Below are 13,988 nucleotides of genomic sequence, written 5' to 3'. Positions count from 1 at the left end.
AGGCCCGTTCGCTGACGGCTACCCTTCCTGGCATGCCGGCAGGGCGGCGGTTTCTCGCTCCGAAGCCGATACGCGACGCAGGCCAAGGAAGACGACAAGGGCGGTGACGACGGTGATCGCCGCCAACACGATCAGCAGCCTGTCGAACGCCGTCTCGTAGGCCTGGACCAGAACAATGGCTCCGGCTTGGGGCAAATGTTGTGCTGCTTCGCCGAGATTGCCGGTCACCAGCAACTGGGCTGCCGCCGCTGCGTCCGTCGAAGATGCCATTCCTTGTGCGGCGAGCTGCGCGGCGGCAAAGCCGGAAAGCGTCGCCATGACGATCGCCAGCGCCACACCCTCGCAGGCGACGCGGGTGGTGTTGAAGATGCCGACCGCCATGCCGGCGCGCTCCCTTGGCACGACGCTGACCGCAAGCCCGTCCATCAATCCCCAGGGCAGAGCGACGCCGACGCCGATCAGCATCAGCGGCGCCATCAGCGCACTATCGACCGGTGGTGTCAGGCTCAGCCAGACAAGCCCGGCGGCAGCGACGAGCAGGCCGACGCCGCAGATGGTGGCCGGTGCGATCCAGCGCGCCAGCTGGCCGGCGAGCATCGGCAGGATCAGCAGCGGACCTGAGAGGCAGATCATCAATTGCCCGGCCTTGATCTCGTTCATCCCTTCGATGCCGATGAAACGGATCGGCAACAGGACGAGCAGGACGACGAAGGCGTAAGCGGGTGCCGCAGCCAGGAACTGGACGCCGACGAAGCGGGGGTAGGCAAACAGCGTGAGATCGAGCATCGGCCGTTGTGCTTGCCGCTCGACAACGACGAAGGCGACAAAACAGATGATAGAAGCGGCCAGAAGCGTGACGACGAGGGGATCAGCCCAGCCGCTCTGCGGCGCCTGGAGCACGCCATAGGTCAGCGACGCCAGCGCGATCGTGAAGGTGCCGGCTCCCGCCCAGTCGAGGCCCGTCGCATCCGGGTCGCGCGATTCCCTGATGGTGCGCAGGCCGAGCATGGCGGCGGCAATCGCGAGTGCCGCAACCAGAAGAAAGATCGACCGCCAGCCGAATGCGGAGATAAGCAGGCCCGACGCGATCGGGCCGAAGGCGAGGCCGATGCCGAAACTGGTGCCGAGGAAGCTGAAGGCGCGCAGCCGCAATGGCCCTTCGAATTCCTGGGCGAGTGCCGAGGCGCCGCCAGCGAAGGCGGCCGCACTGCCGATCCCCTGCACGGCCCGGAAGATGTCGAACCAGATGATGTCCGGCGCCAGCATCGCGCCCAGTGATGCCAGGATATAGAGGGAGAGGCCGACGAGGAAGAGGCGCTTGCGGCCGTGGTTGTCGGCCAGGGCGCCCGACGCCATCAGGGTGGCGCCGAAGGTCAGCATGAAGGCGTTGGTCACCCAGTTGAGCTCGATGGGACTGCCGCCGAGATCGGCCGCGATGCGCGACAGAGCGACGGCCGGACCGGTGAAGGTCAATGGCATCGTCATGGCGGCAAGGCACACGGACAAGAGCACGAGCCATCTCTCGGCAGAGCCGGTTGTGGTCCTGGAAGTCATGGATTTTCCTATCTGAAACAGCACTCGCCGGTGGGCCGCGCGATTGCGGAGCCGGTCGTGATGACAAGATAGGTCGTCGGCATTTCAGGAAGAATAGTGTTATATCTCCTGGTATATCGGACTGAAACGCTCGAATGGAATGACACGATGGATCGTCTCAACGGGCTCCTGGCCTTTGCCCGCACCGCCGAATTCGGCAATTTCGTCGCTGCCGGACGGGCGCTTGGCATCTCGGCTTCCGCTGTCGGCAAAAGTGTCGCCCGGCTCGAGCAGGAACTCGGCGTGCGGCTCCTGCAGCGCAGCACGCGGCGCATTGGCCTGACGGAAGAGGGCAAGCTGTTCAACGAGCGGGTGCGCCGCATCCTCGACGACATCGACGATGCCGAGGCGATGCTGTCGCGGACACGGGAAACACCGCGTGGGCGGCTGCGCATATCCACCCCGATCGTCACCTATCATCTGTTGCTGCCGGTGTTGTCGGAGTTCATGGCCCGCTATCCCGAGATCGAACTCGACATCGATTTCAACGACCGGATCGTCGACGTCATCGACGAGGGCATCGATGTCGCGATCCGCAGCGGCGAGCTGCCTGATTCGCGCCTCGTGTCGAGACCCGTTGTGCCCTTCCGCATGCTGCTGTGCGCGGCGCCCTCCTACCTCGAGCGCCATGGCATACCCGGCGAGCCGGCGGATCTCATCAGGCATTTCGGCATAAACTTCCGCTTCCTCAACAGCGGCAGGCTGCTGGAGTGGCCGTTCATAACCGGAAGCGCTGAACCGCAGATCCGGTCGATGCTGACCTGCAACAACATGGAAGCATTGAAGGGTGCCACGATCGCCGGCCTCGGCATCGCCTGCATGCCGGATTTCCTGGTGCGTGAGGCGCTGTACGAAGACAGGCTGCGTACCGTTCTCGACGGTCATGTCGACGGCCGTGGCCAGTTCCGGATGCTGTGGCCTTCCAACCGCCATTTGTCGCCGAAGGTGCGCGTGTTCGTCGATTTCCTTCCCGATCGCCTTGCGGCGCGCTAGGCGTTCATCGCATAATATGACTGTGATAGTCATGTTTGTGTGGAAGCGCTTGAGCGGCTGTGGCATGCCGCTGACCGCGGTGGCGCTGCGGCGCTTGCCCCGAACTGTTGCAAAGGACTTGAATGATGGACCAATTGAGCGCGCAAACCCGGATCAGCGACGCGGCGATCAGGTCGGTGATGGACCGGCTGCGCGCCGAGCACAGCGAATTCGAGATCGACACCGGCGTCGCCGACCAATGGGAGCTTCGCCTCTATTATGGTTCGTTGAGCGCCACGCTCGATGATGAAAGCGTACTGATCCGCGTCGCGGCGTCCGACGAAACCTGCCTGTCCTACATGAAGATGACGGTTGCCGGCCATGTCGCCGAACATCTCGGCACGACTAGGGGCATCCATTGGCAAGGCGACGGCATTGACGCCGGCATGCCGGTCTTCTTCCGCGAGATCACGGTGATGTCGTCGACGCGGATCTCGGCGCATATGCAGCGTCTGCGCTTCGCCGGTAAGGATCTCGGCCGGTTCAGCCATGGCGGCCTGCACATACGGCTGCTGCTGCCGCCGGCTGGCCGCCAGCCGCTCTGGCCGTCGATGGGTGCCGATGGCTTGATTGTCTGGCCTTCGGGCGACGATGCGCTTGCCGTGCGGGTCTACACGATCCGGGCGCTGGATGCCGCAAGCGGCTGGCTCGATGTCGATTTCGTGCTGCACCCCGGCCAGGAGACGCCCGCCGCCAGCTTCGCGCAAAATGCACAGGCGGGAGATGTCATCGGCATGATCGGACCCGGTGGCGGCGACGCTCCGGTGGCGCAGACCTTGCTTCTGCTCGGCGACGACACAGCACTTCCCGCCATAGGCAGGATTCTGGAAGATCTGCCGCCGTCAACACGCGCTGAGGCGCTGATCGAGATCGATGGGCCGGATGACCGGATGGCGCTGGCGCAAGGGGATAATATCGACATTACCTGGTTTTACCGGCGCGGTCTCAAGGCCGGCACCGCGGGCCTGTTGTCCGCCGCCTTGCGCGAGCGCAAGCACATGGCGCTTGCCGACGGCCTGTACGTCTGGGCCGGTTGCGAATTTGGCGATTTCCGGGAGATCCGCAAGATCGTGCGTAAACAGTGGGGCCTGCCGCGCGACCGCCACCTGGTTACGGCCTACTGGCGCCGGGACGCGCACAGCGTGGGCGAGGGCGGCGAGGACTAGTCGCTGCCTATTGCCTGACGCTTCTCGCCACCAGCCGCGCGACGCTCGGGCCGATCAGCAGCACGATCAGGAAGCGTGCTGATTGCAGGGCCATGACGAAAGAGATGTCGACGTTCTGCGCTGCTGCAGCGATGATGGCGATGCTGTCCATGCCGCCGGGGCTGGTCGCCAGATAGGCGGTCAGCGGATCGATGCCCAGGAGATGGCTGATCATGAAGGCAAGGCCGCCGCAAAAGGCGATCAAGGCCACGATCGAGGCGATGATCTGCGGCAAGGCGCGCGCCGCATGGCGCAGGATCGCCCTTGTGAAGTTCAGGCCGATCGACCAGCCGACCATGGCGTAGCTGACGGCTAGCAGCCATTGCGGCAATTGCATTTCCACGCCCAAGCCGAGATGGACGACGGTGCCGAAGATGAAGGTGCCGAGGAAGAAGGGCGAGGGCAGTCGGCACAACTTTCCCCCCAGGCCGCCTACGACCGCGATGCCGATGGTGGCGGCGAAGGCTTGGGCATCGATCGGCGGAAACCAGACGATGGCGGGGATCTCGACATCAGACGTGTCGACCCACATCTTGGCAACGAGTGCCGCCGTCATCGAGACGAAGATGACGCGCAGATATTGCATGAAAGCGACGAGGCGCTGGTCGGCGCCGAAGGCACCCGCCATCAGCACCATGGCGGTGGCCGCACCCGGCGACGAGCCCCAGACGGCGGTGGTGCCGGGCAGGATGCGCCAGCGGCTGATCAGCCAGCCGAGCAGGCTGGAGGCTGTGACGGTGGCCACCACGACGCCGAGAAACAGCGGCCATTCCTGGGTGAAGACCGGAAAGATGTCGGCCGAGATCGACGCCGCGACGAGGCAGCCGACGATCGCCTGGGCGGCGCCGAACAGAAGACGCGGCACGCGTACCGTGGCGCCATTGGTGCCGGCGACGATGGCCGCCAGCATCGGCCCGATCAGCAGCGCCGCCGGCAGGGCGGCGAGTTCCAGCGCGCCGGCAAACAGCAAGGAAACAACCAGCAGGGCAAGCCACTGCCAGAGCTTGCGCATCCGCGCCATGCGCTCGAGTGTGGGCAGGTCCGGGGAGGGCTGCTCGGCCGAGGAATCCATGTTTCGCTCTTAGACCCGCAGGGCGAAAAATGCGAACCGCGATTCACAGAAAAATGATTGTCTCACCCGCCCAGGTGTCGAGTAACAGGTCTCACAAGCCGGCGTTGAACCGTTGCTCGATCTCATTGCGACCCATGCGGTCGAAATCGTCGGGGACGGAAAACTGGCCGGCCATAAAACCGACCCGTCGCGCCTGCAGCGCCGGCTGTTCGATCGGCACGATTCTGGCCAACGGCTTGCCGGCTTTGGCAATAACAAACGACTCGCCTTGGGCTGCACGTCTCACAAGGCGCGACAGATGAGCTTTCGCATCGCGAATGTTTACTGTCTGCGTCAAAGATTGCTCCTCAAAATTGGCATCGAACTCACCCCGTCTTGCTGTCGGCTAGGCCGAAGCCGCCGACGGGGTGGGTCTCGACTTGGAATTCAAAGCCGGCGATGAACGGCCGCGCCTTGGCGATCGCCGCCTGGACTTCGGGAAGCTGCAGCGAGGCCTTGTGGCTTTCGGCGTCGGTCCACACTTCGGTGACCCAGATCGCGTCGGCATCGGCGGGGTCGCGGGCAATGATATAGCTCAGGCAGCCCGGCAGGGCGCCGGTGCTGGCGCGCAGGAGATCCATGACCGCGTCGCGGTGGCCGCGCGACGCCCGCATCTTGCCGATCAGTCCGTACATTCCGTTGTCTCCCTTTGAAGTTTTCGACAAGAGCGTGCAGATCGCCAGTATGCCGATAGCCGTTCAAGGCATCAACTGGCCGCCATTCACCTCGATCACCTGGCCGGTGATGTAGCCGCTGAGAAGGTCGGAAGAGAGGAACAGATAGGCGCCGACGCAATCCTGCGCCGTGCCGGCGCGTCCCTGCGGAATGGTGGCGACCATGCCCTTGATCTGCTCGTCGGTCGAATAGCGCTCGTGGAACGGGGTGAGAATGGTGCCGGGCGCCACCGCGTTGACGCGGATGCCGAAGCCGATCAGCTCCTTTGCCATGCCGCGCGTCACATTGGAGACGAAAGCCTTGGCCGAGCCGTAAAGCCCGGCGCCGCCGCCGGCACCATTGCGGGCGGCGATCGAGGAGGTGTTGACGATGAAGCCGCCCTGTTTCTTCAGCCACGGGATCGCCTTGCGCGAAGCAGTCAGCACCGAACGGGCGTTGAGGTCCATCACCGCATCGTAATGCGCCTCGGTCTGCTCGGCATAGGGGATGCGGCCGAGCATGCCGCCGGCATTGTTGACCAGCCCGTCGAGGCGGCCGAAATATTGCGCACTGTCCTCGACGACGCGCTCGACATCGGCGGCGACGGAGAAATCGCCCTGGACGAGAAACACCTCGCCGCCCTTGTCGGCAATCGTCAGGCCGAGCTTCTCGGCGGCGTCGCGGCTCGAGTTATAATGCAGCGCCACCTTGCATTTCTGCGCTGCATAGGCCAGCGCGAGCGCCGCCCCGATGCCGGTCGATGCACCGGTAACCAGCACTGCCTTGCCGGCAAGATCGGGTATGCTGAGTGTGGTGGCTGGCACGGTTCTTCCTCCGGGATGTCTGCCTGCCCTTCGTAGGCCCTTGCCACCCCGGTGTTCAAGCCTTGGAGCAATTCAAGGAAAAGTGTGAGCGCTTTCCCCGGGGGATTTGCGTCAAACAAACCGCTCTACGGACGCAGATAGGCGTAACCCTGGCCTTGCAGTTCGGCGAGTTTGACGACGCCGCCCTTGTCGGCGGCATGAAATCCGGCGAGCAGGTCGGGGAGTGTAATGTCCATGCCGTGCATGGTGTTGGCGCAGGCGTGGGGTTCCAGTCCCTGCTGCACCAGGCCGGCGAAGCGCCCGGAAATCGCGGCCGATATGCCTTTCGACTTGAAGGCCGCGAGCGCGGGACCATGCACGACCAGCACGATGTCGACCTTGCCGCCGGTGCCTTCATAATGGTTCTTGATGTTGCCGAGCACGAAATTGACCTTGTCGGTGTCGCTCAAGTGGTAGGCGACTTTTTGCCTTGTGGGCTCGGTGGCGGCTGCCTGTGCTGCCCGTAGACCGAGAAGCGTTCCGGTTCCGGCAAGAACCGTGCGGAACATATCGCGCCGGCGCATGGCATCCTCCTCCGCTTGGCGGCTGACCGCGAATTGCGTGACTCCAGCCGCAATACTAGCATAAATTGCCGTTGCGTCCTTTCGATGCGGAGGAGAGGTCACATGGCGTTGAAGGAATGGGCGTTTGGGTTGGGGGAATGGAAGACGGTTGCCGGCGCCGGGTTTTGCGCCGTGCTGCTCGGCGCGCTTGCCGGATCGGCCTCCGCCGACGATGCGCTGAAGCTTACCGAACTCAGTCCGAACGGCGCTGATGCCTGTTTCGGCCGCGTCTATGATGCGGGGCATCTCAAGGCGCACCCGAAGCAGAAGGTGGGGCGGATCTTCTTCTACTACGGCCATGATCCGGTCAGCCGGCCGAACGAGGAACCGACCGGGAATTCCGACACGTCCTACAATGCCTTCATCGCCACCACCGTGCGCGGCGCCAAGTCGCCTGAATGGGCCGGCGGCTGGTGCAATCATGCTTCCGAGGACGGCAAGACGGGCCCGGTCCATTGCGGCATGGAATGCGACCGGACGCTTGCGTCGCTGAAGGTCGATGACAAGGGTCGGCTGTTCCTCTCGGATCTGCAGCCCGACATCTATCTCGATGCCGGATCAGAAGAGGAGCTTGGCGCAGCGGAATATGACAGGCGGGCGCTCGGCTCGGAGGATGACAATTTCCGCCTCGACCCGATGCCGGCAGCGACCTGCCAGGCGGAGTTCGCGCGCATCGACCCAGTCGCCGCTGCGCTCGGAGCTCCGCTACGCGAGCGGCTGAAGCCGGACCAGGCGTTCTGCTATGGGCGCGACTACGATGCAGCGCATCTCGGCTCGCACCCCGATCAACTCACCCAGTCGATCCGGGTTTTCCGCGGCAAGGTAGAACTGGCGTCCTTCGCCTCGGGCGGTGACACTGCCAATTGGCCAGACGGCGCCGACATTGCCGTTACCGTCACCACACGGCAGAAATTGGCCAAGGTGACGCAGACCTATTCCTGCCAGGGCGAAGCCGACCAGTGGCGCTGCGCGGCCAGCACGAAGATGAGCAATTTCTCCTGCGACATCGCGCAGAAGGAGATTTTCCTCAAGCGTGGCGCCAACGGCACGATGATGCTGGCCAACCCAAACAGCGCGCTTGCAATCGTCGACCTGTGTTCGAAGGCGGACGCCGGAAAGACGAAATCCGACGACAAGGTCTATCGGCTGCAGCCGATGCCGCAATCGGCCTGCTCGCCTTGAGCTTCAATGGAGGGCGCGAATGGATAAGGCAAAAGTCTTTTGGTCTGGCGGATCGCAAGCAGTACGCATGCCGAAGAAATACCGTTTCGATACCGGCGAGATTTCAATCCGTCGCGAGGGCCGAGCGGTCGTTCTCGAACCGCTTGCGCAGGATTGGGTCTGGCTCGACAGTTTGACCGGGCCACTTGACGACGATTTTGTTGAGGCAGCTTTGGAAGGCCGATAGAGACTGGCGGCGCAGACCATAGGATCCATGCGTGACATCTGAGCGCTGCTGCGGTGCAGAATTCTGTTCCGCTGCACTCTACGGACAAGGTCGCGGCATGGATCTTCGGGTCTCCGCGACGGAGCTTCGCTCCTGCTTCGCCCGTGGATGACGAAGTCGAGAAGCTTCGGTTAATTTTCCCAAGTCGCTACAGGAAATCGCCTCAGGCAAACGGCACGGCGGTTGTGCCCTTCGGCAGCTTGGCCTCGTCGTCGGGCTCGACGTGGATGGTGACGCGCACCGAGGGGATTTCGGCCTTCAGCGCGTCCTCGATGCGGTCGCAGATGACATGGCTGGCGCCGACCGACATGTCTGCGTCGACGACCAGATGAAACTCGATGAAGGTGGCGCGGCCGGCGATGCGCGTCTTGAGGTCGTGCACCTCGAGCGCGCCCTTGCAATTGGCCGAGATGACGTCACGGATGCGCATGTGTTCCTGGGTGTCGACGGCGCGGTCCATCAGGCCGTTCATCGACGAGCCTATGACATGCCAGCCCTGCCACAGGATGTTCAAAGCCACGAGGACGGCAAGTGCGGGGTCAAGGATCTGCCAACCGGTCAGGATCGCCCCGACCAGGCCGCCGAAGACCCCGATCGAGGTCACCACGTCGGTCATGATGTGGTTGCCGTCGGCGACCAGTGCCGGTGATTTCTCCGCCCTGCCGGCGCGGATCAGCGTCCAGGCCCAGAAGGCGTTGATAATCGTGGCAACGCCGTTGACCGCAAGACCTTCCCAAGGCTGTTCCAAGGGTGACGGAGTCTGCCAGGAGCGCCAGACCTCGTTGAGGATCAATAGCGCGGCAAGCACGATCAACACGCCTTCCAGCACTGCCGAGAAATACTCGGCCTTGTGATGGCCGAAGGGATGATCCTGGTCGGCCGGCTTGTGGCTGATCTGGATCGCCCAGAAGGCGGCGACCGAGGCGATGACGTTGACGATCGATTCCAGTGCGTCCGAATAGAGTGCGACTGAGCCGGTGACGTACCAGGCGGCAGCTTTCAGCGCGAGCACGACAAAGGCGACGATAATCGACCAGAAGGCGAGGTTCGCGACCTTGCGCTTCGCGGCCGCCTTGGCCGCGATCGCCATCGTGTTCTCGGCTTCGGCCATGATCGTCAGGCGGCCTTTTCCTTGGCCTTGCGCGGCAGGTGGGCGACGATGTTCTCGATGATGCGCATGCCGGCATTGTGCCCGAGCGTCATGATCGATTCCGGGTGGAATTGCACTGCGGCGATCGGCTCCTTGCGGTGCTCGAAGGCCATGATGACGCCGTCCTCGGTCTCGGCCGTGACGATGAAATCGTCGGGCAGCCGCACCGGATCGGCAAAGATCGAGTGGTAGCGGCCGACGGTGACTTCCTTGGGCAGGCCGGAGAAGATGATGCCGGGCTTGGAGACGCGGATGCGCGACGGCTTGCCGTGCATCGGTATGTGCAGCTGCCGCAGTTCGCCGCCATAGGCCTCGGCCAATGCCTGCAGGCCAAGGCAGACGCCGAAGATCGGCAGTTCGCGGGCGCGCGCCTTCTTGATGGTTGCGGCGCAATCGAAGTCCTTCGGCGTGCCGGGGCCGGGCGACAGCACGACGAGGTCGGGTTTCAGCCGGTCGAAGACTTCCTCAGGCACCGGCGAGCGAACGGTCGAGACGTTGGCGCCGGTCTGGCGAAAATAATTGGCCAGCGTGTGGACGAAACTGTCCTCGTGGTCGACCAGCAGGATGTTGACGCCGTCGCCGACGCGCGCGGTGGTGCGCTCGGTGCTGGCGGAATTGCCTGTCTTGGCGTCGCGGATGGCGGAGAGCATGGCGGATGCCTTCAGTTCGGTTTCGGCTTCTTCTTCCTCGGGAATGCTGTCGAACAGCAATGTGGCGCCGGCGCGCACTTCGGCAATGCCGTCCTTGATACGGATGGTGCGGAGCGTCAGGCCGGTGTTCATGTCGCCGTTGAAATTGACCATGCCGATCGCGCCGCCATACCAGGCGCGCGGGCTCTTCTCGTTCTGCTCGATAAAGCGCATGGCCCATAGCTTCGGCGCGCCGGTGACGGTGACCGCCCAGGCATGCGACAGGAAGGCATCGAAGGCATCCATGCCTTCGCGCAGCCTGCCTTCGATGTGGTCGACCGTATGGATCAGGCGCGAATACATCTCGATCTGGCGCCGGCCGATGACGCGCACCGAACCCGGCTCGCAGACCCGCGACTTGTCGTTGCGGTCGACATCCGAGCACATGGTCAGCTCGGATTCATCTTTCTTCGAGTTGAGCAGTTTCAGGATCTGCTCTGAGTCGGAAATTGCGTCGTCGCCGCGCTTGATGGTGCCCGAGATCGGGCAGGTCTCGACGCGGCGGCCGTTGACGCGCACGAACATTTCCGGCGAGGCGCCGATCAGATATTCACCTTCGCCCAGATTGATGAAGAAGGAATAGGGCGACGGATTGATGGCCTTCAGCTTGCGCGAAATCTCGGACGGCTGCGTCTCGCAGCGCTCGTAGAACATCTGGCCCGGCACGACCTCGAACAGGTCGCCGCGCTTGAACGAATCCATCGCCTTGCGCACCAGGTCGGCATACTCGCCGGGTTCATGGTCGCCGCGCGGCGGGATGCGGTCGGGGCTCTTGAACGGCTCGGAGATTTCGTCGCGCGGCAGCCCTTCGGTCGAAAAACCCTCGCCGGCATAGTCGTAGCGGTCGGTCCATGCCTTGGCCGAATAATGGTCGACGACCAGGATCTCGTCAGGCAGGAACAGCACCAGGTCGCGCTGGCTTGGCTTGCGTTCGAGCTTGTAGTCGACCGGGTCGAACTGGAAGGCGAGGTCGTAGCCGAAAGCGCCGTAGAGACCAAGATTGGCGTCTTCCTCGGTCTTGAACAGAGCGGTGATGGCGCGCAGTACGGTGAACACCGAAGGAACACGGCTGCGCTCTTCTTCCGTGAAGACACGGCCGGGCTTGGCGACGTCGAGACGGATGAGCCTTTTCGATGTCTCGGCGATGGTGATATCGGCCAGGCTATCCAGCGCCTTGCCGATGACCGGCAACAACACCTCGCCACGGCCGTTGAGCGCCTCGACACGCATGGCGCGGCCGCGCGCGGAGACAACCAGAGGCGGGTCGATGATGGCGGTGTCCCAGCGCGTGTAGCGGCCGGGATATTCATAGTTGGAGGAAAACACCGCGCCGCGGCGCGAATTCAGGCCGTCGACGTAAGCGTCGATCGCGCCCGCATACGGCCGGTCGTGGCGCGCGCGGGTGATGGTGATGCCACCCGCGGTCACGAAACTTTCCGCGCCGTTTTCCAGAACCTTCATCGTCATTGCCGTCTCCATCAGCTTCTTGGGGCAACGGACCCGGGAATGGCTTGGAAAAAACAAATGGCCGCCCGGACTTTCCGTTGCGGCCACCCTCTCTATTCACGCGCACGTGTTCGAACAGGCCGCTGTCAGCAGGCCCACCACCAAATGGTCTTGATCGAACGCATATTCATGGCGAAATCCATAGCTGCGAAAAGAAGGATGCGCAACAGGTTTGAAAGTCTGTTCGTTGGCCGCCGCTTCTCAGGCTCATGGCACATCGCCAGAGCCGACGGTGCCGCTTAGAGTGCTCATCCAACAGCAGGAAGACGGGAAAATAACCATGACCGAGCAGATCGAGCGCGCGCGGACGTTTCATTCCCTCCACGTCAAGGGCAACCCGGTCGTCCTCTACAATGCCTGGGATCCGGGTTCGGCCAAGATCATCGAGAAAGCGGGTGCCAAGGCGATCGCCACCGGAAGCTGGCCGGTCGCGGCCGCGTTCGGCTACGCCGATGGCGAGAAAATCCCGCTGGAACTGGCGCTCGACAACATCAAGCGCATCGTCGGGTCGGTCGACCTGCCGGTGACCATGGACCTCGAGGGCGGCTACGGCGTTGACCCGGAAATCGTCGCTCGCACGGTGACGTTGGCGCTGCGGGCCGGCGCTATCGGTTTCAATTTCGAGGATCAGATTGTCGGTGGCAGCGGCCTGCATGACATTTCCGTGCAGGCAAAGCGCATCGAAGCCGCGGCGGCGGCCGTCAAGGCTTCCGGCATACCGGCGTTCATCAACGCTCGAACCGACATCTTCCTCAAGGCGAAACCGGATGCGCATGATGACGTTCTGCTCGACCAGGCCATTGAGCGCGCACAGGCCTTCGAAAAAGCCGGCGCGCACGGCTTCTTTGCGCCGGGCCTTGGCGACGAAGGCCTGATCGAGACGCTCTGCAAGGCAATTGCGTTGCCGGTCAACATCATTGCGCTGGCGCATGTGCCGCCGCGCCAGCGGCTGGCGGAACTGGGTGTCGCCCGCATCAGTCACGGCCCGGTGCCTTACCGGCAGATGGCGGAATGGCTGGAGGCGAAGGCGCGACTGGCTATTTCGGGCTAAGTCAGTCCTCCAGCGTTCCCGACCGGGCATCAGTGCTCTTCCTGTCGCCGACCAGCTTCAGAAGATCTTCGCCGGCGCGGATGATGCGGCGCGAGCGGCGGGTCAGGATGATGCCGTCCTGCGGTGCGAACACTTCGGTGCGGCCATCGGCTTCACCCGGTGCATGGACGATGGTGGCGAGGCGCGCGCCCTTGGCGACGCGGTCGCCGGGCTTCACGTCGTAGAGCACGGCACCGGCCCGTGGCGCCGGCATCATGTCGATGTTTTCCAATGGCGCCACGAAGCCGGTGAAAGGACCCGGCGCGGGCAGGGCGCTGTCGGCGATCACGCCGCGCGCCACCAGCAGCCGGTAGAGGCCGTCGGCGTCGGCGGCGGCCAAGGCACCGTCGACATCGAGGATGCCGCGATATTCGACGGTGGTGGCGACGCGACGGTCGAGCTTGGCCACATCGGCGGGGACGTTCTGATAGGGCATGATCGAGGCGCCCTCGAAGGTGCCGTCAGTGTCTTCACTCCACAGCACGACCGCGTCGACGCCCATGGCCGCGGCGCAATCGGCCATACCAGGCCACAGGCTGGTGTGGACGTAGAGATAGGCGAGGCCCTCGTCATCGCAGTGCAGGTCGAGCATGATGTCGTGGCCGAGCGACAGCTGCACCAGCCGCGTCTTCAGCCGCTGGTCGACGCTGCCAAGGGTGGTGTCGGGCAAGAGCGCTGTGTCGGGCGCCGTTAGCAGCGGAAAGCCGCGGTTGAAATTGGTGCGCGTGCCGAGATGAAAGCGGCCCTGATGCTCGCCGAAATGATATTGCGCCCGGCCGATCGGGTTGGCCCAGGGCACGATGGTGAGGTTGCCCTCGATGCGGCCTTCGGCCTCCGCCCTGGCAAGCATCGGCATCAGCGCGTCGATGGCGACGACACCCGGCAATTCGCCGGCATGGAGTGCCGCCTGCAGATAGGCCGAAGGAGCAGCCTTGTCGGAACCAGTGAAGCGGAACAGCGGGAATTCGTAGGAAACCCCTTCGCTTTCGCCGGCGATGCGTTCGATCGATTTCTGCATGACTTCCTCCATCAGGAGCGAGAGACATGCGATTTGAAGGCGCCGATGTCGATTGGTCCAGCCTGCC

At 63.7% G+C, this 13,988-nt stretch carries 14 protein-coding genes; 5 read left to right on the top strand and 9 right to left on the bottom strand.

All coding sequences use genetic code 11. The annotated features are described in order from the left end of the window. Window positions 1-18 precede the first annotated feature (18 nt). Window positions 19-1,554 carry an MFS transporter gene (locus tag M729_RS0116195; RefSeq protein ID WP_024504516.1) on the bottom strand — a complete coding sequence of 512 codons (1,536 nt, stop codon included), beginning with the start codon at window positions 1,552-1,554 and terminating at the stop codon, window positions 19-21. A 147-nt stretch (window positions 1,555-1,701) separates the two neighbouring features. Here M729_RS0116195 and M729_RS0116190 point away from each other — a divergent pair, with 147 nt between their 5' ends. After that, a complete protein-coding gene (locus M729_RS0116190; protein ID WP_027162190.1) occupies window positions 1,702-2,586 on the top strand; it encodes a LysR family transcriptional regulator in 885 nt (294 codons plus the stop codon). 125 nt (window positions 2,587-2,711) lie between these two features. Then, window positions 2,712-3,791: a siderophore-interacting protein gene (locus tag M729_RS0116185; protein WP_032808652.1), complete on the top strand. Its 1,080-nt coding sequence runs from the start codon at window positions 2,712-2,714 to the stop codon at window positions 3,789-3,791. 7 nt (window positions 3,792-3,798) lie between these two features. Here the strand turns inward: M729_RS0116185 and M729_RS0116180 are convergent, their stop codons facing one another. From M729_RS0116180 to M729_RS0116160, 5 genes are all read right to left on the bottom strand, one after another. Beyond that, window positions 3,799-4,902 (bottom strand): AbrB family transcriptional regulator, encoded by a 1,104-nt coding sequence (locus M729_RS0116180; RefSeq protein ID WP_027162188.1) that lies wholly within the window; start codon window positions 4,900-4,902, stop codon window positions 3,799-3,801. 91 nt (window positions 4,903-4,993) lie between these two features. After that, complete coding sequence (locus M729_RS0116175; protein WP_024504519.1) at window positions 4,994-5,239, bottom strand: type II toxin-antitoxin system Phd/YefM family antitoxin; 246 nt, start codon at window positions 5,237-5,239, stop codon at window positions 4,994-4,996. Between the two features lie 28 nt (window positions 5,240-5,267). After that, the gene (locus tag M729_RS0116170) at window positions 5,268-5,576 is read right to left on the bottom strand and encodes a putative quinol monooxygenase (RefSeq protein ID WP_024504520.1); all 309 of its coding nucleotides are present in this window, start codon (window positions 5,574-5,576) and stop codon (window positions 5,268-5,270) included. Between the two features lie 63 nt (window positions 5,577-5,639). Next, window positions 5,640-6,419: an SDR family oxidoreductase gene (locus M729_RS0116165; RefSeq protein WP_013529934.1), complete on the bottom strand. Its 780-nt coding sequence runs from the start codon at window positions 6,417-6,419 to the stop codon at window positions 5,640-5,642. Between the two features lie 125 nt (window positions 6,420-6,544). Then, window positions 6,545-6,982: a DsrE family protein gene (locus M729_RS0116160; RefSeq protein WP_013529935.1), complete on the bottom strand. Its 438-nt coding sequence runs from the start codon at window positions 6,980-6,982 to the stop codon at window positions 6,545-6,547. A gap of 102 nt (window positions 6,983-7,084) precedes the next feature. Here M729_RS0116160 and M729_RS0116155 point away from each other — a divergent pair, with 102 nt between their 5' ends. Further along, complete coding sequence (locus M729_RS0116155) at window positions 7,085-8,203, top strand: hypothetical protein (protein WP_027162187.1); 1,119 nt, start codon at window positions 7,085-7,087, stop codon at window positions 8,201-8,203. 19 nt (window positions 8,204-8,222) lie between these two features. After that, window positions 8,223-8,429 carry an AbrB/MazE/SpoVT family DNA-binding domain-containing protein gene (locus tag M729_RS01000000135260; RefSeq protein WP_032808618.1) on the top strand — a complete coding sequence of 69 codons (207 nt, stop codon included), beginning with the start codon at window positions 8,223-8,225 and terminating at the stop codon, window positions 8,427-8,429. Window positions 8,430-8,631: 202 nt separating this feature from the next. Here M729_RS01000000135260 and M729_RS0116145 read toward each other — a convergent pair whose 3' ends face one another. Then, window positions 8,632-9,579, bottom strand: a complete 948-nt coding sequence (locus tag M729_RS0116145) for a cation diffusion facilitator family transporter (RefSeq protein ID WP_013529938.1) — start codon at window positions 9,577-9,579, stop codon at window positions 8,632-8,634. A 5-nt stretch (window positions 9,580-9,584) separates the two neighbouring features. Further along, window positions 9,585-11,774, bottom strand: a complete 2,190-nt coding sequence (locus M729_RS0116140) for an anthranilate synthase (RefSeq protein ID WP_027162185.1) — start codon at window positions 11,772-11,774, stop codon at window positions 9,585-9,587. A 319-nt stretch (window positions 11,775-12,093) separates the two neighbouring features. On the opposite strand from M729_RS0116140, the gene M729_RS0116135 reads away from it, so the two are divergent. Continuing rightward, window positions 12,094-12,864: an isocitrate lyase/phosphoenolpyruvate mutase family protein gene (locus tag M729_RS0116135; RefSeq protein ID WP_024504525.1), complete on the top strand. Its 771-nt coding sequence runs from the start codon at window positions 12,094-12,096 to the stop codon at window positions 12,862-12,864. A gap of 1 nt (window position 12,865) precedes the next feature. Here M729_RS0116135 and M729_RS0116130 read toward each other — a convergent pair whose 3' ends face one another. After that, window positions 12,866-13,921 carry a succinylglutamate desuccinylase/aspartoacylase family protein gene (locus tag M729_RS0116130; protein ID WP_027162184.1) on the bottom strand — a complete coding sequence of 352 codons (1,056 nt, stop codon included), beginning with the start codon at window positions 13,919-13,921 and terminating at the stop codon, window positions 12,866-12,868. Between the last annotated feature and the right edge of the window lie 67 nt (window positions 13,922-13,988).

The organism is Mesorhizobium sp. WSM1293, from assembly GCF_000513875.1.
Lineage (GTDB): Bacteria > Pseudomonadota > Alphaproteobacteria > Rhizobiales > Rhizobiaceae > Mesorhizobium > Mesorhizobium ciceri.
This window is presented reverse-complemented; position numbering and strand designations above follow the sequence as displayed.